We start from the raw sequence: 16,124 nt of genomic DNA on the forward strand, positions 1-16,124 counted from the left end.
GTCAGATGCCTTTCTTGACCATCGCGACCAATTGGTCGAGCGCTGTACCCCAGCCGCTTTCAAAGCCCATTGCAGCATGTTGTTTGCGACCCGTTTCATCCGCGTGGATCACCGTGGCGGTGTAGCGTGTGCCACTGGAGTGATCTGCCAACTCGATTATGGCGGTGAACTTGAAATCGACCTGTTCGTCTCCGCAAGTTGGGCTGGGTGTGCTGGGTCGAAAGCCTGGCAACAAGGCATTTGTCCAGGCCAATTTTTCGTTGGAGATGACTTCCAGGTAGCAGCCGATATTGGGAAAGTTCTTACCTTCCGGCGACTGCATAGTGGTGCGGAACATGCCGCCGGGGCGCAGATCAATCTCAGCGTCTATTGTTTTCCACGGCAGCGGGCAAAACCATGGTTTGAGCAGCGCTGGCTCAGTCCAAGCGCGCCAAACAAGTTCTTTGGGGACATCGACGATGCGCTCAAAAGTGAGGTCAAGTTGGGGATTGAATTGGCTAGATGTTCCGTTGGTCTTCACTTTAACTCTCCTTTGGTGGGGTTGATATCGGGGTCTGAGTTTTGTTGCAGGGTGAGTAAATAGGTATCCAAACGGTCCAGCCGCTCTTCCCAAAACTGTTTGTATTGACCAATCCAATCCATCGCTACTTTGAGTTGTTCACCGTCAATACGGCAGGGGCGCCACTGCGCGTCGCGCCCTTTAGTGATCAGCCCAGCTTTTTCCAGCACTTTGATGTGCTTTGATACGGCAGGTAAGCTCATCGCAAATGGTGCAGCAAGCTCGTTAACCGATGCTTCACCTTTAGCCAGACGCGCCAACATTGCCCGCCGTGTGGGGTCGGCCAAGGCGGAGAAGGTCGCGCTGAGACGGTCTAATGTGACATTTGGGGACATATGTATCTATCCAGTTGGATAATTAACTAACTGATTTATTATCAGGCTGAGTTATAAAACTGTCAATCGCATGAGAATTAGAATTATCAGTTGATACCGAACGCGATTTGAGAGATGGTGCCAATAGTTGGCTGAATGACTGGCGAAATTTTAAAATTGATACTTGCTGGAGTAATTACGCGATTCCTATAAATAGTTCCGCTTATTTTTTCCCACTTAAACGCCATTTGCCTCATTTTCAATGACTTTTAGAAAATCATCTCCATAACGGGCTAACTTGGCTAACCCGACTCCGCTAATTTTTCCTAAATCGGTGAGACTACCAGGACGAAGTTTGAGAATTTCCAGCAAAGTGCTGTCGTGAAAAATAACATAGGGTGGTACGCCTTGTTCGCGGGCGAGCTCCATGCGCTTGGCTTTAAGTGCCAGCCACAGCGGGTCTTCATTTGCACCGTCAAATGCTTCGCGCATTCTTGCGCTACGCTCAATTTTGCTGATTTTGTTTTTAGCGGGTTCAGCATCGCGTCGTAGCCACACTTCGGATTCACCGCGTAGCACCGGGCGGGCTTCTTCGGTAAGACGCAATCCGCCATAAGCTTCCATGTCCACATTGAGCAAACCGGCAGCAACCAACTGGCGATAGACACTGCTCCATTGTGTCTGCGCGAGCGACTGGCCAATGCCAAAAGTACTCAGTTGCTGATGGCGAAATTTTTCGACCTGTGCAGTGGCTTTGCCCAGTAATACGTCAATCAAATAACCCACACCGAAGCGCTGCCCAGTGCGGTAAACACACGACAATGCCATACGTGCCGCCTGAGTCGCATCCCACGTATCTATCGGCTCCAGGCAATTGTCGCACTGAGCACAGTTGCCTGGATGCTCCTCTCCAAAATAACGCAAGATAATTTGGTGGCGGCAGGCAGTGGATTCGCAAAACCCCAGCAGTGCATCAAGTTTATGCACCTCTAACCGTTTGCGTTCCTCGGGTGCATCGCCGGATGCCAGCATCTGACGCATGGACACTACATCGCCCAAACCATAAGTCATCCATGCATTTGCGGGTAAGCCGTCGCGTCCGGCGCGGCCCGTTTCCTGATAATAGCCTTCCATGCTCTTGGGTAGATCAAGGTGAGCGACAAAGCGCACGTTAGGCTTGTCGATGCCCATGCCGAAAGCGACAGTGGCGACTATGATGACGCCCTCCTTGCGCAAGAATGAACGTTGATTTTCGCTCCGTATGGCCGCATCCAGCCCGGCGTGATAAGGCAATGCATTCCAGCCGCGCTCCTGAAGCCAAGTAGCAGTTTCATCCACTTTTTTGCGCGACAGGCAATATACGATGCCGGCATCATTGGCATGTTCCGTTTCCAGAAATGTCAGCAATTGCTGCCGGGCATTGGCTTTCAGCGTTACCCGATAACGGATGTTGGGACGGTCGAAACTGGAAACAAATTGACGCGCCTGTTCCAGCGCCAGCCGCTCGACGATTTCACCTCGAGTTGGCGCATCCGCCGTGGCCGTCAGCGCGATGCGCGGCACGTCCGGAAAGCGCTCATGCAATACAGTCAGTCCGCGATACTCTGGACGGAAATCATGGCCCCATTGTGATACGCAATGCGCCTCGTCAATGGCAAACAGTGCCATGCCATGTTCGGCTTGCACCTGTTCCAGCATGGACAAGAATCCAGCCATCAGTAACCGCTCTGGCGCCACATACAAGAGATCTAAATCACCCCGCAGCAAACGGCTTGACACGGCACGCGCAGTGTTCGCATCCAGGCTGGAGTTAAGAAAAGCGGCGCGCACACCAAGCTGGTTAAGTGCGTCCACCTGATCCTGCATTAGTGCAATCAACGGTGACACCACTATGCCCACCCCACGCCGCAACAACGCCGGAAGCTGGTAGCACAACGACTTGCCGCCGCCGGTTGGCATTAAAACCAGCGCATCACCCCCAGCAACGACATATTCAACTATAGATTGTTGTTTACCACGAAAGGACGAATAGCCGAAAACATCGTGCAGAATTTGTTGGGCGGTAGGGGCAGTCATAAAAAGAAAGGTATCACACTCGAAGCTATTCTGCCCCAGGGCTTATTCTTGCTAGAGGATTATTCACAGTGAGCAGTAATGGGCTATTCCGACAGTATTTCCCCAAGGACATGGAGTTGACTGGTGTTACTGAAGAGCAAGTGTAGTGAGCGGTAGCGCGGCAGTACGGGAAACTGTTTCATTGTGTCTGAAATTACTTGGTTGCTACAAGAAAAAATTACATTAATAATCAATTTATTGTGTGTAACTATAGAGAGAAATTCTAGAATATTCGCTGGGGGGAGTACTTTAAAGATGAGCTGGCAACTCACACTAGCAGCGCCGCTTCAAGATATACATCTACACCGTTTGTCGGACTAACGGCAGCAGCAGGAATAGCGATCCCATTGCGCCAGTCCTTTACGGCCTGCTGTTTCATAGCACCGCTCACTATAAATATAACTTTGCGTGCCATACTCAAGCGACGTGCGCTGAGCGATACCCGCTGTGGCGGATATTTTGGTGCATTCTCCACCACAATAACAGCTGGAGCATCGGCCGTGTTGGCCAACTCGTAACCAGGAAACAGGCTGGCAGTGTGGCCATCTTCTCCTAATCCCAGTAAAACCAAATCGAATAATTCGATGCCTACCAATGTTTGTGTATAAGCGCTAGCGGCTGCCCGCGCGCCTTCCTCTGTGGGAATAAAGTGAATCTGGGTACGAGGGATGGCGACATGGTCAAGCCACGCCTGCGCGGCCATCCAGCTGTTGCGTTCCACATGGTCAGCTGGCAGACAACGTTCATCACCGAAATAAACATGCCAGGCAGCCCAGTCTGCATCAGCGTTGCGCAGCGATTCATATACACGACGCGGTGTTGTGCCGCCGGCGAGTACGATATGAAAAGTCCCGCGCAGACTAATGGCCAGCAGCGCCGCCTGCAATATTGTTTGTGTTGCAGCCTGCTCTAGTTCGACAGTTGTGTTGAACTTGTGCCAACGGCATTGTTGCGGTGGGTTACTGGACAATAAAGGCATACAATTAACTCAAGAGTAATTATGACAGTGTATGTGATTGTAAGCTTGGCTGAGATTGCTGGTTTAGTTTATTGAATACGATACGATCAAAATTTTGCATAATTACCTGTTGAAACTGCTCTATCCAATAGATGGAAGCAAACGAGCGGTTGGCGTGACACTTTACCCGGCTCGATTAATCATTCTGTGCCAACTCAAGATGGTTTTCGAGATAATGTGTGGCCACACCATGAAATTCCGTCATCCATTGTTTGAGTCGGCTGTTGTAATGTGGTATTTGGGATGAAATTAAAATTTAAGAGATTTCTTGCCTGTTAATCATTCAATAGCGAACGTTATGTATTGCAATCTGTCTAGCTTCCCCTATATCTACTTCAAGCAGGCAATATTAATATGAAAAATATTTTGCAATGGACATTATTCGGCGCACTATGGTGCAGCATGTCCGCATGGGCAGTGCCGCAACAAAGCCATGTCGAAATACGCACACTTATTACTGCTTTCGTGCATGAGCAAACACTTAACCTGCCGGGCCAAGTTACCATTACGGTGAATGAGATTGATCGGCGCGTTTCGCTTCCAGCTTGTCCAGCGCTGGAGGCATTTCTTCCTCCTGGAGGACAGCTGTTGGGTAACAGCACAGTAGGCGTCCGCTGTATTGCTAATATGAAACAATGGACATTGTTCGTGCCAGTGCATATTAAAGTAAGTGCGAATTTGCTTATCGCCAATAGCCCCTTGCAACAGGGGCATGTCCTACGTGCCGAAGATATTGGAACCCAAAAAAGTGAATTAGCTCAAACAGGTGTTCTCACTGACCCTTTGCAAGCTATTGGCAAAGTACTTAAATATAGTGTTGGAGCAAGGCAAGTATTAAAACAAGACATGCTGCGTGCGCCTTATGCAGTAAAACAGGGGCAGACAGTGCAAATTCAAATTGAAAAGCAAGGCTTCAAAATTCATGCTGATGGTCAAGCATTAAGTAACGCGGCGGAAGGACAAACTGTACAAGTCAAAACCTCATCGGGTCAGGTGGTGAGCGGCGTAGTGCAGCCGGATGGAGCAGTAAGCATCCGGCCTTAGCCTTGGATAGAGTAAACATTATGTCTTTAGTCTATAAAACTAGGCTGCTGCATAAGCTTATTTGCATGTCTATCCTGCGAACACATATTGTGCAGAAAGTTTTGCTGGTGTATAAAAGCTGTGTTCTAAAGTTTTGAATTTAGCTGCCGATAGTAAATTTATCCGCGTTGGAAAATGAGGTCATCATGAAAATAGAAAAAAATAGTAAACCGTTGCCTACGATCACGCCGGGTGAAGAGCGGGCGCGGGCGCCCACCGCTAGCCCTGTAAGTAGTACACAATCCACTGTCACCAGCGTACATCTGGGTGCAACTTCCGCACAACTTCAAAAAATGGAAAGCAGCATGGCAAACACACCGCTAGTGGATGCAGCTAAAGTCGCAGATATTAAGCAAGCCATCAGTGAAGGTCGTTTTCAGGTCAATTCCAGTGCTGTGGCTGATGGACTGATCCAAACGGTGCAGGATTTGATTAGTTCGCACAAAACCTGACCTGATGCTATATGACTAGTGACATATCTGCTGCTGCAACGGCAGAATTTATCTCACAGATGCATGCAGAGCGCGCTGCTTTGCATGCTTTTATACGCTTGCTCGAAACTGAACAACAAGCTTTACTCAATGAGCAGACCGAACAAATACATGTGCTGGCTGATACCAAGACCCAAATGGTACAGGAGCTGGCAAAGCTGGTGAATGCGCGAAGGAAGGGTATGCTTACGCGGGGCATAAAAATTGAACCCGGCAGTATGGAAACCTGGTTACAAACCCACACTGCAATTAATTCACCAGCGTGGCACGAAATCCGGCAGCTGGCTACTCATGCACAGCATATGAACCGCACCAATGGTGAATTAATTCAAGTAAAAATGCGTCTAAACCAACAAACACTAACCATGCTGCACAATGCCACACATAGTGCCAATGGCTTATATGGACCTGATGGCCAGCCCAGTTTACCTGTATCAGGCCGCATCTTGAATAGTGTCTAAATATAAATTCTGACGGCTGCTATCCTCCCGCAGAGGTGGTAAACCACAGCATTAAATAGCAGCCGTCAAAGTCATCCCCGCATAGCGTTGTACAATGAGAGTCGTTCCTTTATCGAGCAAGTAAGTTGGTACGGGAACTCGATGTATAACCTTACAATGCTTCTGCGCCCGTTTCCCCAGTACGGATACGAATCACTTGTTCAATGTTGTGAACGAATATCTTACCGTCACCAATATTACCGGTGTGTGCAGATTTTTCGATGGCTTCGAGCACCAGTTCTAGCATTTCCTTTTTGACAGCGGCTTCCAGCTTGACCTTGGGCAGAAAGTCCACCACATATTCCGCGCCGCGATACAGCTCAGTATGACCTTTTTGCCGGCCAAAGCCTTTCACTTCCGTAACGGTGATACCCAGTACGCCAATTGCAGTCAGAGCCTCGCGTACTTCGTCGAGTTTGAACGGCTTGATGATTGCAGTAACCATTTTCATCATTATCACTCCTAATGTGTGTTAGAGCGTAAACAGCAATATTCAGAATCTATTATTGATGGACCATTAACGCTTCCTCAAAAATGAAACCATCATTTCATGGTGAATGATGTGTTTGAGAGGCATTTTCCGACCTGTCCAAAGATTGCCGCATCAGAACGGGATCGTCGCATCGACTGATAATAGTAATTGATCTTTTTTATTATCAAAAGGCTTGTATGCTTGACCAATGCCATCCACTCTGTCGTAACGGATATTTGGGCGAATATTCAGCTTTTGCATCAGTTTCGAATCAAGTTTTAACTGTTTAGCCGGTTTCCAATTCATGCCTACGGTGACATCATAATAATTGGCGGGTTTACAGGTAGCCAAGAAGTCAGCCGCAAAGCTAATCTGTACACTATTGGTTGCTTGAGCGACCCGGAGTGGTGAGCAGACACGGAAGCCGTCTTTATCACGGAACCATTCACTACGGATGCCCACCGACAAATCCTCCCTGAGATCATGATGTAACTGCATGTCGACGCCATGCCAGGTAATATCCTTATGGCCGTCAGGTATGAAGACCCCACCCGCAAAACCACTAGTATGGTGCAAAACCAGACGTGTTTGGGGGGTAATTTTATGTTGCACCACAAGACTGTAGAAAGCCCAAGGCTCATTGCTTCGTGAAGAAGTCCTGCTGTAGGAGCCAGTGAGATTGACTGAGCTTCGCTTGTCGTCGCTGGTCCAGGTCGTTCCGGCTAAACCGCCCCAATTATTCATTTCCTTATCCCAACCTCCATCCCAACCGCCGGTTGCGCTGCCGGTGATTGCCCCGCCCATAAACGCCCAATTCTTGTTGACTGTGTAGTTACCCACCAAGCCGGTATGAGTAAATGGCTCGCCATTACTAAAGGTGTAGGAACGTGTATAAAAGAAATTGTCAGGGGCTGGAACCGTTTCATAACCGGTTGGTGAATAAAAATGACCGATCTTAAGATTTAGGCCGTTCCCGACCGGCACATAGGTTTCTATATAAAGCTGTGGTAATGCCATATTGTAGAAGCGACTGGAAGAACAGCATAAATTCAGATCCCAACTGCTTCTTTTCAAAGATTGGCCGGTATTTACATCGAATGCAGGGATGCCGTACGCTTGAGCAAAAATAGCGTCGGTACCAAGCATTAAATCAAACCGACCCCCGAAATCCCACGCTTTGCCCTCTGTTGCCACGGCGCGTTGCATAAATACATTAAGCTGATTTAATTGAAATTCTTTAGAACGATCAGCGAAAGTGACAGGGCCATTGAATCGATCAGATGGGTTATTCGCGTTATAAGTTACTCCTGCATTGATCCAACCGCCCACCTCAATGCCATTATCTTTAAATAGAGATGGAGACTCATCGGCACCTGCTGCGGGAAGTATGAACAAAGCACCTAGAGCAACAATGAGAAATTTAGTCTTATACATGGCATTTTCTTTCTAAGATTGAGAGCGAAATTCAGTAACGCCCAATCAATTGAAAGCAGCTTCCGTGCCAATATTATTTAATTAATTAAAACAATGAATTGATGTATATTGTGAAGATAAAATATAATTTTTATGCACTAATTTTATGCATTTTAAAATAGATATCGCACCAATCAGGTGCTTAGAATTTGTTATTTGCAATAAAGTATTTTGTTCAGCACTTTAGACATTCGACGTATGATTAATTTAATTGTATTAACTGAGGGATTAACATGTTCTCATGACATCTGCCGTTAAAATTATTCGCCATGAGTTTCGGGTAGAATAAGCATTTTTCAAATTTATTTAAAGGCATCTTAAATGTACAAAATCGCACCCAGTATTATTTCTGCCAATTTTGCTAAGCTTGGCGAAGAGATCATTAATGTCCTTGCCTCAGGCACAGACATTATTCACTTGGAAGTGATGAATAAACACTTCGTGCCAACTTTCAGAAATGGTTCGAAGGCATGTGCCGCCATCCGCCCTATTACTCAGGCGCCGATAGAGATACATCTGACGAGTGGATACAATGTAGACAATTCACTCAATGATCTTGTACCAGAATACGCTAAGGCCGGTGCAAACATTATTATTTTTCATCCTGAAGCAGTTGATCGAGATGCGTACAACCTACCGTCCTTCGAAAATATCGAACGGATCATTGATTTAATTCACGAACATGGCTGTAAAGCCGGGTTGGCATTCAATGCTGGCACGCCTTTTAGCTACCTCGATCATGTTATAAGCAAAATCGACGTTGTCTTGATCATGTCTAAACAGACTGGCTTAATTAGTGGCCAGAAATTTATTCCCGAGGCGATTAATAAGGTGCGCATGGCACGCAAAAAAATCAATGAGAGCGGGCGCAATATTATTCTTGAAATTCACGGTGATGTGAATTTAGGCAATATCGCACAAATTGCCATGGCTGGCGCCGATACTTTTGTGGTCGGCTCTGCTATATACGAAGCAGGCAATGAGACTGACCCAAATCAATATGATTCCATTGTCGCTGCTCTGCATGCCGAGCTTGCAAAGGTTGGTTCATAAGTACTGTGTATATCTCACGCAGAGTCGCGCTATTTTAATCAAATTAACCCATCTATTATCCCTGCCGGTGTAACTAGCATGGCTCTATCATCGCATGTTGAGTGACCTGCAATGGTTCGTTGTGTCAAAATTTTGCTATTGGGTTACACGACCATGATATCGGTTAGTCGTGAAATATGCGGTAATAGACGATACGTATGATGGTTGAAGCAGTATTTTGATGCAGAGTGATTGCGGTTAATTGCGCGATTTTTTCATTGCTTGTTGAGCTTCGCGTGTGGCATCGCGTTCACGCTCGGTGTCACGTTTGTCGTGTTGCTTTTTCCCTTTTGCAAGACCGATATCCAGTTTGACGAGACTGCCTTTAAAGTGCATGTTCAATGGCATAAGCGTGTATCCAGCGCGCTGCACTTTGCTGATCAACTTGTTGATCTCAGCTGCATGCAACAGTAGTTTGCGCGTGCGAACCGGGTCAGGATATATATGCGTGGAAGCGGTAGTTAATGGGCTGATATGGGAGCCGAACAGATACAGGGCGCCATCTTTCACCGTAATATAGGCTTCCTTGAGATTGGCGCGTCCGGCGCGGATTGCCTTGACTTCCCAGCCTTCCAGCATGATACCAGCCTCATAGCGGTCTTCGATGAAGTAGTCGTGGTATGCTTTTTTATTTTGGACTATGCTCATAATTTGTATATTCTACCAGCTTTACATGGACGTACTGCTAGAATGGCCTTAGTTGAGAAATCAGTACTGGTTCCCTACAGCGCGAAGCAGATGTTCGTTCTGGTGGATAATGTGGCGGATTATCCGCGGTTTTTGCCGTGGTGTGGTGGAGCCAGTGTCATCTCGGTGGATGGAGATACTGTACATGCGACAGTACACATCAATTATCACCATATTAAACAGAGTTTTACCACTGAGAATGTGCGTCAGTTTCCCCATCAAATTGATATCACTCTGAAAGATGGACCGTTTAAGCACCTTGATGGTGATTGGCATTTTATACCTCTTTCCGAATCTGCCTGTAAAATTGAATTTAAGTTGCATTACGAATTTTCCAACAAGTTACTGGAAAAAGTGTTTGGCCCCATTTTTCATTTTATTGCCAATAGTTTTGTGGATGCCTTTGTTCATCGTGCAGAAAAGATTTATACAGGAAATGAAAGACCAGATTAGTATTGCAATTTGCCTGTTAGCCATATTAAATGGATATCCATCTGTGCGGCAAGCCGAGATTTACTTAGGGTTACTAAATGTTAGATTACGACCTGCATTGCCATTCAACTGTTTCGGACGGATTGCTATCGCCTACAGATCTGGTTGCACGTGCGGCTGAGCGAGGAGTGAAGTTTCTTGCGTTGACTGACCATGATGATCTATCTGGCTTAGGTGAGGCTGCTGAGGCTGCTGCACAGCACGGTATGCAATTTATCAACGGAGTGGAAATTTCGGTGACTTGGCGTAGCTACACCCTGCATATTATTGGTTTACGTATCAACCCGAACTATAAACCGCTGGCGGAAGGTTTACGTAACATTCGCAGTGGGCGTGGAGCACGTGCGCAGCTGATGGCTGAGTCGCTGGCCAGGAGCGGCATTAGCGGGGCGCTGGCAGGTGCTTATCAATATGCAGATAACGATGGCATTATTGGACGCACACATTTTGCACGATTTTTGGTCGAGAGAGGCTATTGCAAGGATGTGCGTAGCGTGTTCAAGAATTATCTGGTTAAGGATAAACCCGGATATGTGCCGCATCAATGGGCTTCGTTGTCGGACGCAGTTAGTTGGATATGCGGCAGCGGTGGTGTCGCCGTGCTGGCACATCCGGGTCGTTATACGCTGGCGCGCAAAGGTATGGGACAGAAGACATTGCGCGAATTGCTGCGCGAATTTATCGATTTGGGCGGGCAGGGGATCGAGGTAGTGTGTGGTAGCCACACGCCAGAGCAATATGCCGAATTTGCGCGCTATGCTAATGAATTTAATTTGCTGGCTTCGTGTGGTTCAGATTTTCATGGGCCAGGGGAAAGCTATCGGGATTTAGGACGTTTGCCCGATTTCCCGTTGGATTGCCGTCCCATCTGGCTGGCGTGGGAAACTGACCCATTTCCATCTTCAGAAGCTTTGCTCATCTCTCCAGAGAAGGAACAAGGAAAAGCGGAGACAGTAAACCGCTAACCATGTCACAATTTTTCACGATTCATCCAATAAATCCACAGCCACGGCTGATTAAACAGGCCGCCGATTTAGTTCGCAATGGTGCGGTGATTGTCTACCCTACTGATTCCTGCTACGCCTTAGGTTGTCATCTTGGTGATAAGGAAGCGGTGGCGCGCATCCGCCAAATACGCGGTGTGGATGATAAGCATCATATGACGATGGTTTGTCGTGATTTGTCCGAGCTAGCCCGCTATGCACGGGTGGATAATGTGCAATTTCGACTGCTAAAAAATAATACCCCCGGCAGTTATACATTTATCCTTGAAGCGACCAAGGAAGTTCCCAAGCGCCTGCAACATCCCAAACGCAGCACGATCGGTGTGCGTATTCCCGATCATCCGGTGGCGTTGGCGCTGCTGGAAGAACTGGGTGAGCCACTGATAAGTTCTACCTTGATTTTGCCAAATGAAGAGTTTGCAATGAATGATGCCGAACAGATTCGCGAACTGTTACAGCATCAAATTGATTTGGTGGTGGATGGTGGCGCGGTGGGATTAGACCCGACCACGGTCATCGACCTAACCACGGATACACCTGTGGTGGTTCGGTTTGGCAAGGGTGATGTTTCACCATTTTTAATTGAGAAATAAATAATACATGCAGATCGACCAATTAATACAAACCATTGCTATTGCAGCGATTCCAATTTTATTTGCAATTACCTTACATGAAGCGGCGCATGGCTATGTAGCACGCCATTTCGGTGATATGACGGCTTATCAGCAGGGGCGTATCAGCTTGAATCCCATTCGCCACATTGATCCTGTCGGTACGATCCTGTTACCGTTGCTGACACTATGGATGGGCGGCATCTTGTTTGGTTGGGCCAAACCGGTGCCTGTAAATTTTGCTGCACTGAACCGTCCCAAGCAAGACATGCTGTGGGTGGCACTGGCCGGTCCGACTGCCAACCTGTTCATGGCGCTACTCTGGGCGGCACTGGCCAAACTGGCATGGACATTACCGGCAAATTATTTTGCCGAGCCATTGTTGGGAATGGCACAGATCGGAATTAAAATTAACGTTGTATTAATGGTGCTAAATTTGCTGCCGCTACCGCCTCTGGATGGTGGACGTATGGCTGTCAGCTTACTACCGTATCGACAGGCTTCCATTTTGGAGAGAGTTGAACCCTACGGTATGTTTATACTAATCTTTTTGGCGATTTCGCCTGTTCTCAGCTGGATATTGGGGCCGCCTGTAATCGGACTTATTAAATTGATTAATTCTATTTTTGGACTGTAAAGTAAATTATGCTTGTTGATCGAGTGTTATCAGGAATGAGGCCCACGGGTAGCCTGCACCTTGGGCATTACCATGGCGTGTTGAAAAACTGGGTGGAGATGCAGCAAAAATACGAGTGTTTTTTTTTCGTTGCTGACTGGCATGCGCTGACCACACATTATGATACCCCCCAGATTATCGAACAAAGTGTATGGGATATGGTCATTGATTGGCTGGCTGTGGGAGTTGATCCAGCTCGAGCCACGCTCTTCATCCAATCCAAGGTACCGGAACACGCCGAATTACATCTGTTGCTATCCATGATTACGCCGCGAGGATGGCTGGAACGTGTGCCGACCTATAAAGATCAGCAGGAGAAACTAACAGAGAAGGATTTAGGTACATATGGTTTTCTCGGGTATCCGCTCTTGCAAAGTGCGGATATCCTCATCTACCGCGCTACCCAAGTGCCAGTAGGTGAAGATCAGGTGCCACACATCGAGTTTACGCGCGAAATTGCACGCCGTTTTAACCATATTTATGGGCGCGAATCGGGTTTTGAGGAAAATGCCAAAGCCGCTGTCAAAAAATTGGGGGGCAAGAAAGCAAAACTGTATGACGAATTGCGTAATCGCTATCAAGAGCAAGGTGATGACGAGGCGCTGCAATCTGCCAAATTGCTACTCGACGAACAGCAGAGCTTAAGCATGAGTGACCGCGAGCGTTTGTTAGGCTACCTCGAAGGCGGTGGAAAAATGATTTTATTGGAGCCCCAAGCCATGCTTACTGCGGCTTCGAAAATGCCCGGGCTGGACGGACAAAAAATGTCGAAGTCTTACAATAACACTATCAGTTTGCGCGAAGATGAAGCGAGTGTGACGAAGAAAATTCGCACTATGCCGACCGACCCGGCGCGTGTACGTCGTACCGATGTGGGAAATCCGGATAAATGTCCTGTGTGGCAGTTACATCAGGTATATTCCAATGAAGATACCCAACACTGGGTGCAACAAGGCTGTAGGAGCGCAGGCATAGGCTGTATCGAATGTAAACAACCGGTCATAGATGCAGTACTGGCTGAACAAACTCCTATGCGCGAGCGTGCTCAACTCTATCTGGACGATCCCACGCTGGTGCGCAACATCATCTCTGATGGGTGCGAGAAAGCGCGTAAGTTGGCGGCCGAGACCATGCGTGACGTGCGTGAATCAATGGGTCTGAGTTACAGCTAAACAGGGCAAGAGATATTCCTGACTTACATGTGCAGGCATAAAAAGTGAATACTTTGGCACAGTCTCCAGGTAACACGCACGGCGTTCATATCCATGGCCAACCGTTGCTGGAGATGCCACTCGACCTGTATATTCCACCAGATGCTCTGGAAATTGTTCTTGAAACTTTCCAGGGGCCGTTAGACTTGTTGCTATACCTGATCCGCAAGCACAATTTGGATGTGCTTGATATCCCGATGGCACAATTGACCCAACAATACATGGTCTATATTGAGATCATGCAGCGCAACCGTTTAGAATTGGCCGCCGAATATTTGCTAATGGCGGCAGTACTGATTGAGATTAAATCACGCATGTTGTTGCCGCGGCCGTCCAAGTTTGTGGATGCGGGAGAGGAAGATCCTCGTGTTGAGCTGATGCGTCGCTTGTTAGAATATGAACAAATGAAGCTGGCCGCGCAGAAGTTGAACGAATTGCCGCAGGCCGGGCGTGATTTTGAGCTGGTTCAAGTCTTGATCGAACGTGTTGAAGAGCAGCGACTACCGGATATTACTGTTGAAGATTTGCGCCAAGCGTGGCTGGCGCTGTTGGCGCGTGCAAAACTGAATACTCACCATAGGGTGCGGCGCGAAGAGCTGTCGGTACGCGAACAAATGACGCGTGTGTTGCGTCAGTTGTGGCACGGCGAGTTTGAAGCATTTGAGAATCTGTTTGAGGCAAGCGGTGGTATTGCGCCACTAGTGGTAACCTTTATCGCAATTCTGGAGCTGGCCAAGGAGACATTGGTCGAAATTACACAAACCAAAACATTGGGAAATATTTATGTCAGGGCAAGCCATAGCCTTACCGCTGAGTGAAGACGCCGCTGCACAAATTGACGCGGTGCAACTCAAGACAATATTAGAAGTTGCGTTGTTGACTGCCCCAGACCCCCTATCACTGGCGGAGCTGAAAAAACTCAGCGATGCGCCGGTAGAAAACCATACTATCGAAAAAATGCTGGAACAATTGGCGCAGAAATATACAGGCAGCGGCGTGGAACTCAACCGAGTAGCGAATGGTTGGCGTTTTCGCGCACGTCCTGAGATGCAACCTTACTTAGATCGCCTCAATCCACAAAAACCGCCGCGCTATTCACGCGCGGTTATGGAAACCCTCGCAATTATCGTTTACCGTCAACCTGTAACACGTGGCGATATCGAAGAGATTCGTGGAGTAGCAGTATCCTCGCAAATTTTGAAGACCTTGGAAGCGCGCGGCTGGATAGATGTAGTCGGCACGCGCGATACACCCGGTAAACCAGAATTGTTCGCTACCACCAAGCAACTGCTGGACGACCTTAACCTGTGTTCGTTGCAGGAACTACCGCTACTGGAAGAAATGAGCAGTCTGCTGGAGCACGATGAGGTATGAATTTTGAGTGTTAACTGAACCATGAAATACATCAGTTCGCACAGCAACCCTTTCTTTAAAGAGCTGCTCAAGCTGGCCAGTTCAGCACGTCAACGCCAAAAGGCTCAGCAGACTCTATTAGAAGGCGCACATCTACTGCAAGCGTATCACGCATCTGGCAACCAACAGCCTCAGCATCTATTGGTGACGGAAGCGGCCGTCCAAAACCGCGAAGTGACGGAGTTGTTGAAAAAGTTTCCTGACGTACCGTTATCTCAATTGGACGATGGCTTGTTTGCTGAACTGTCCGAGCTCAAAACTCCCAGTTGTATTCTCGCTCTTATTGAATTACCTCGAATCCCAATCGCATCAGTTCAGAGCAGTTTTTGTTTGTTACTGGAAGACATTCAGGATCCGGGCAACCTTGGCTCAATATTGCGTTCCGCTGCTGCGGCAGGTTGTGATGCAGTATTCTTGTCAAAGAACAGCGCCGATGCATGGTCCCCCAAGGTGCTGCGTGCCGGGATGGGTGGACATTTTGTGTTAGATATTCATGAATCGATTGATTTACTCGCCGTGGCTACTGCATTTCAAGGGAAGGTTTTTGCTACTGTGGTGGGTGCAAAAAGCAATCTGTATGATTGTGATCTTCGTGGCAACATTGCCTTTGTAATTGGAAATGAGGGAGCAGGGCTGTCTGAAAGTTTGCTGGCAGTAATCAACCAGCACATTACTATTCCCATGCCGGGGCGTAGCGAATCATTGAACGTTGCTGCGGCCGCTGCTATCTGTCTGTTCGAAGCAGTACGGCAACGCAGGTATCATTGATCTTATAATTATCGGCAAATATCATGTAAATTGTTGCTTGGAAATCTACGCCAGGGAAAATTGAATGGATGTATTTTTTCAGCACGCATTTTATGGAATTCAAATGAGCGGCTTGATTTGCTCAATGTGGGTTGTTATAGTGAAA

General features: G+C 47.6%; 19 protein-coding genes and 1 pseudogene. 12 read left to right on the plus strand and 8 right to left on the minus strand.

The features are described from left to right. Position 1: 1 nt before the first annotated feature. The 5 genes and pseudogenes from W01_RS00560 to W01_RS13990 all read right to left on the minus strand — a co-directional run. Positions 2–520, minus strand: a complete 519-nt coding sequence (locus W01_RS00560; RefSeq protein ID WP_173051735.1) for an SRPBCC family protein — start codon at positions 518–520, stop codon at positions 2–4. Continuing rightward, a complete protein-coding gene (locus W01_RS00565; protein ID WP_173051736.1) occupies positions 517–894 on the minus strand; it encodes an ArsR/SmtB family transcription factor in 378 nt (125 codons plus the stop codon). Before W01_RS00565 ends, W01_RS00560 begins: the two co-directional genes overlap by 4 nt. Positions 895–1,110: 216 nt before the next feature. After that, positions 1,111–2,949, minus strand: a complete 1,839-nt coding sequence (gene recQ, locus W01_RS00570; RefSeq protein WP_173051737.1) for a DNA helicase RecQ — start codon at positions 2,947–2,949, stop codon at positions 1,111–1,113. 307 nt (positions 2,950–3,256) lie between these two features. Beyond that, on the minus strand, positions 3,257–3,967 hold the full coding sequence (gene pgl / locus W01_RS00575) for a 6-phosphogluconolactonase (protein WP_173051738.1): 711 nt from the start codon (positions 3,965–3,967) through the stop codon (positions 3,257–3,259). 162 nt (positions 3,968–4,129) lie between these two features. Next, positions 4,130–4,235, minus strand: a pseudogene (locus W01_RS13990) (IS1595 family transposase); the annotation flags it as partial. A 125-nt stretch (positions 4,236–4,360) separates the two neighbouring features. Here W01_RS13990 and flgA point away from each other — a divergent pair. From flgA to W01_RS00590, 3 genes are all read left to right on the plus strand, one after another. Continuing rightward, on the plus strand, positions 4,361–5,050 hold the full coding sequence (flgA, locus tag W01_RS00580) for a flagellar basal body P-ring formation chaperone FlgA (protein ID WP_173051739.1): 690 nt from the start codon (positions 4,361–4,363) through the stop codon (positions 5,048–5,050). Positions 5,051–5,235: 185 nt separating this feature from the next. Then, on the plus strand, positions 5,236–5,541 hold the full coding sequence (gene flgM / locus W01_RS00585) for a flagellar biosynthesis anti-sigma factor FlgM (protein WP_173051740.1): 306 nt from the start codon (positions 5,236–5,238) through the stop codon (positions 5,539–5,541). Between the two features lie 11 nt (positions 5,542–5,552). Beyond that, positions 5,553–6,041 carry a flagella synthesis protein FlgN gene (locus tag W01_RS00590; protein WP_173051741.1) on the plus strand — a complete coding sequence of 163 codons (489 nt, stop codon included), beginning with the start codon at positions 5,553–5,555 and terminating at the stop codon, positions 6,039–6,041. A gap of 151 nt (positions 6,042–6,192) precedes the next feature. On the opposite strand, the gene W01_RS00595 is transcribed toward W01_RS00590, so the two are convergent. Beyond that, a complete protein-coding gene (locus tag W01_RS00595; RefSeq protein WP_173055609.1) occupies positions 6,193–6,531 on the minus strand; it encodes a P-II family nitrogen regulator in 339 nt (112 codons plus the stop codon). A 153-nt stretch (positions 6,532–6,684) separates the two neighbouring features. Further along, positions 6,685–7,986, minus strand: a complete 1,302-nt coding sequence (locus tag W01_RS00600) for a porin (protein WP_173051742.1) — start codon at positions 7,984–7,986, stop codon at positions 6,685–6,687. Between the two features lie 360 nt (positions 7,987–8,346). Between W01_RS00600 and W01_RS00605 the strand changes: the two genes are divergently transcribed. After that, positions 8,347–9,078 (plus strand): ribulose-phosphate 3-epimerase, encoded by a 732-nt coding sequence (locus W01_RS00605; RefSeq protein ID WP_173051743.1) that lies wholly within the window; start codon positions 8,347–8,349, stop codon positions 9,076–9,078. A 237-nt stretch (positions 9,079–9,315) separates the two neighbouring features. On the opposite strand, the gene smpB is transcribed toward W01_RS00605, so the two are convergent. After that, entirely contained in the window at positions 9,316–9,765 is a 450-nt protein-coding gene (smpB, locus tag W01_RS00610) for an SsrA-binding protein SmpB (RefSeq protein WP_173051744.1), read from the minus strand. Positions 9,766–9,807: 42 nt separating this feature from the next. On the opposite strand from smpB, the gene W01_RS00615 reads away from it, so the two are divergent. The 8 genes from W01_RS00615 (at position 9,808) to W01_RS00650 (ending at position 15,979) form a co-directional block, all read left to right on the plus strand. Then, positions 9,808–10,257, plus strand: a complete 450-nt coding sequence (locus W01_RS00615) for a type II toxin-antitoxin system RatA family toxin (RefSeq protein WP_173051745.1) — start codon at positions 9,808–9,810, stop codon at positions 10,255–10,257. Positions 10,258–10,334: 77 nt separating this feature from the next. Continuing rightward, positions 10,335–11,261 (plus strand): 3',5'-nucleoside bisphosphate phosphatase, encoded by a 927-nt coding sequence (locus tag W01_RS00620; RefSeq protein ID WP_173051746.1) that lies wholly within the window; start codon positions 10,335–10,337, stop codon positions 11,259–11,261. A gap of 2 nt (positions 11,262–11,263) precedes the next feature. Beyond that, a complete protein-coding gene (locus tag W01_RS00625; protein ID WP_173051747.1) occupies positions 11,264–11,893 on the plus strand; it encodes an L-threonylcarbamoyladenylate synthase in 630 nt (209 codons plus the stop codon). A gap of 7 nt (positions 11,894–11,900) precedes the next feature. Beyond that, positions 11,901–12,548 carry a site-2 protease family protein gene (locus tag W01_RS00630; protein ID WP_173051748.1) on the plus strand — a complete coding sequence of 216 codons (648 nt, stop codon included), beginning with the start codon at positions 11,901–11,903 and terminating at the stop codon, positions 12,546–12,548. An 8-nt stretch (positions 12,549–12,556) separates the two neighbouring features. Next, positions 12,557–13,759 (plus strand): tryptophan--tRNA ligase, encoded by a 1,203-nt coding sequence (locus tag W01_RS00635; RefSeq protein ID WP_173051749.1) that lies wholly within the window; start codon positions 12,557–12,559, stop codon positions 13,757–13,759. A 44-nt stretch (positions 13,760–13,803) separates the two neighbouring features. Next, on the plus strand, positions 13,804–14,616 hold the full coding sequence (locus W01_RS00640) for a segregation and condensation protein A (RefSeq protein WP_445082535.1): 813 nt from the start codon (positions 13,804–13,806) through the stop codon (positions 14,614–14,616). After that, positions 14,582–15,172 carry an SMC-Scp complex subunit ScpB gene (gene scpB / locus W01_RS00645; protein WP_173051750.1) on the plus strand — a complete coding sequence of 197 codons (591 nt, stop codon included), beginning with the start codon at positions 14,582–14,584 and terminating at the stop codon, positions 15,170–15,172. Before W01_RS00640 ends, scpB begins: the two co-directional genes overlap by 35 nt. A gap of 21 nt (positions 15,173–15,193) precedes the next feature. After that, positions 15,194–15,979: a TrmH family RNA methyltransferase gene (locus W01_RS00650; protein WP_173051751.1), complete on the plus strand. Its 786-nt coding sequence runs from the start codon at positions 15,194–15,196 to the stop codon at positions 15,977–15,979. Positions 15,980–16,124: the final 145 nt, after the last annotated feature.

Source organism: Candidatus Nitrotoga sp. AM1P (genome assembly GCF_013168275.1).
Lineage (GTDB): Bacteria > Pseudomonadota > Gammaproteobacteria > Burkholderiales > Gallionellaceae > Nitrotoga.

Excerpts from the sequence above, each read along its gene's own strand:
- smpB (WP_173051744.1), bottom strand. The coding sequence starts at position 9,765 with ATGAGCATAGTCCAAAATAAAAAAGCATACCACGACTACTTCATCGAA.
- W01_RS00620 (WP_173051746.1), top strand. The coding sequence starts at position 10,335 with ATGTTAGATTACGACCTGCATTGCCATTCAACTGTTTCGGACGGATTG.
- W01_RS00630 (WP_173051748.1), top strand. The coding sequence starts at position 11,901 with ATGCAGATCGACCAATTAATACAAACCATTGCTATTGCAGCGATTCCA.
- recQ (WP_173051737.1), bottom strand. The coding sequence starts at position 2,949 with ATGACTGCCCCTACCGCCCAACAAATTCTGCACGATGTTTTCGGCTAT.
- W01_RS00625 (WP_173051747.1), top strand. The coding sequence starts at position 11,264 with ATGTCACAATTTTTCACGATTCATCCAATAAATCCACAGCCACGGCTG.
- W01_RS00590 (WP_173051741.1), top strand. The coding sequence starts at position 5,553 with ATGACTAGTGACATATCTGCTGCTGCAACGGCAGAATTTATCTCACAG.
- W01_RS00600 (WP_173051742.1), bottom strand. The coding sequence starts at position 7,986 with ATGTATAAGACTAAATTTCTCATTGTTGCTCTAGGTGCTTTGTTCATA.
- flgM (WP_173051740.1), top strand. The coding sequence starts at position 5,236 with ATGAAAATAGAAAAAAATAGTAAACCGTTGCCTACGATCACGCCGGGT.
- W01_RS00595 (WP_173055609.1), bottom strand. The coding sequence starts at position 6,531 with ATGAAAATGGTTACTGCAATCATCAAGCCGTTCAAACTCGACGAAGTA.
- W01_RS00565 (WP_173051736.1), bottom strand. The coding sequence starts at position 894 with ATGTCCCCAAATGTCACATTAGACCGTCTCAGCGCGACCTTCTCCGCC.
- W01_RS00615 (WP_173051745.1), top strand. The coding sequence starts at position 9,808 with ATGGCCTTAGTTGAGAAATCAGTACTGGTTCCCTACAGCGCGAAGCAG.
- W01_RS00635 (WP_173051749.1), top strand. The coding sequence starts at position 12,557 with ATGCTTGTTGATCGAGTGTTATCAGGAATGAGGCCCACGGGTAGCCTG.
- scpB (WP_173051750.1), top strand. The coding sequence starts at position 14,582 with ATGTCAGGGCAAGCCATAGCCTTACCGCTGAGTGAAGACGCCGCTGCA.
- W01_RS00650 (WP_173051751.1), top strand. The coding sequence starts at position 15,194 with ATGAAATACATCAGTTCGCACAGCAACCCTTTCTTTAAAGAGCTGCTC.
- W01_RS00605 (WP_173051743.1), top strand. The coding sequence starts at position 8,347 with ATGTACAAAATCGCACCCAGTATTATTTCTGCCAATTTTGCTAAGCTT.
- pgl (WP_173051738.1), bottom strand. The coding sequence starts at position 3,967 with ATGCCTTTATTGTCCAGTAACCCACCGCAACAATGCCGTTGGCACAAG.
- flgA (WP_173051739.1), top strand. The coding sequence starts at position 4,361 with ATGAAAAATATTTTGCAATGGACATTATTCGGCGCACTATGGTGCAGC.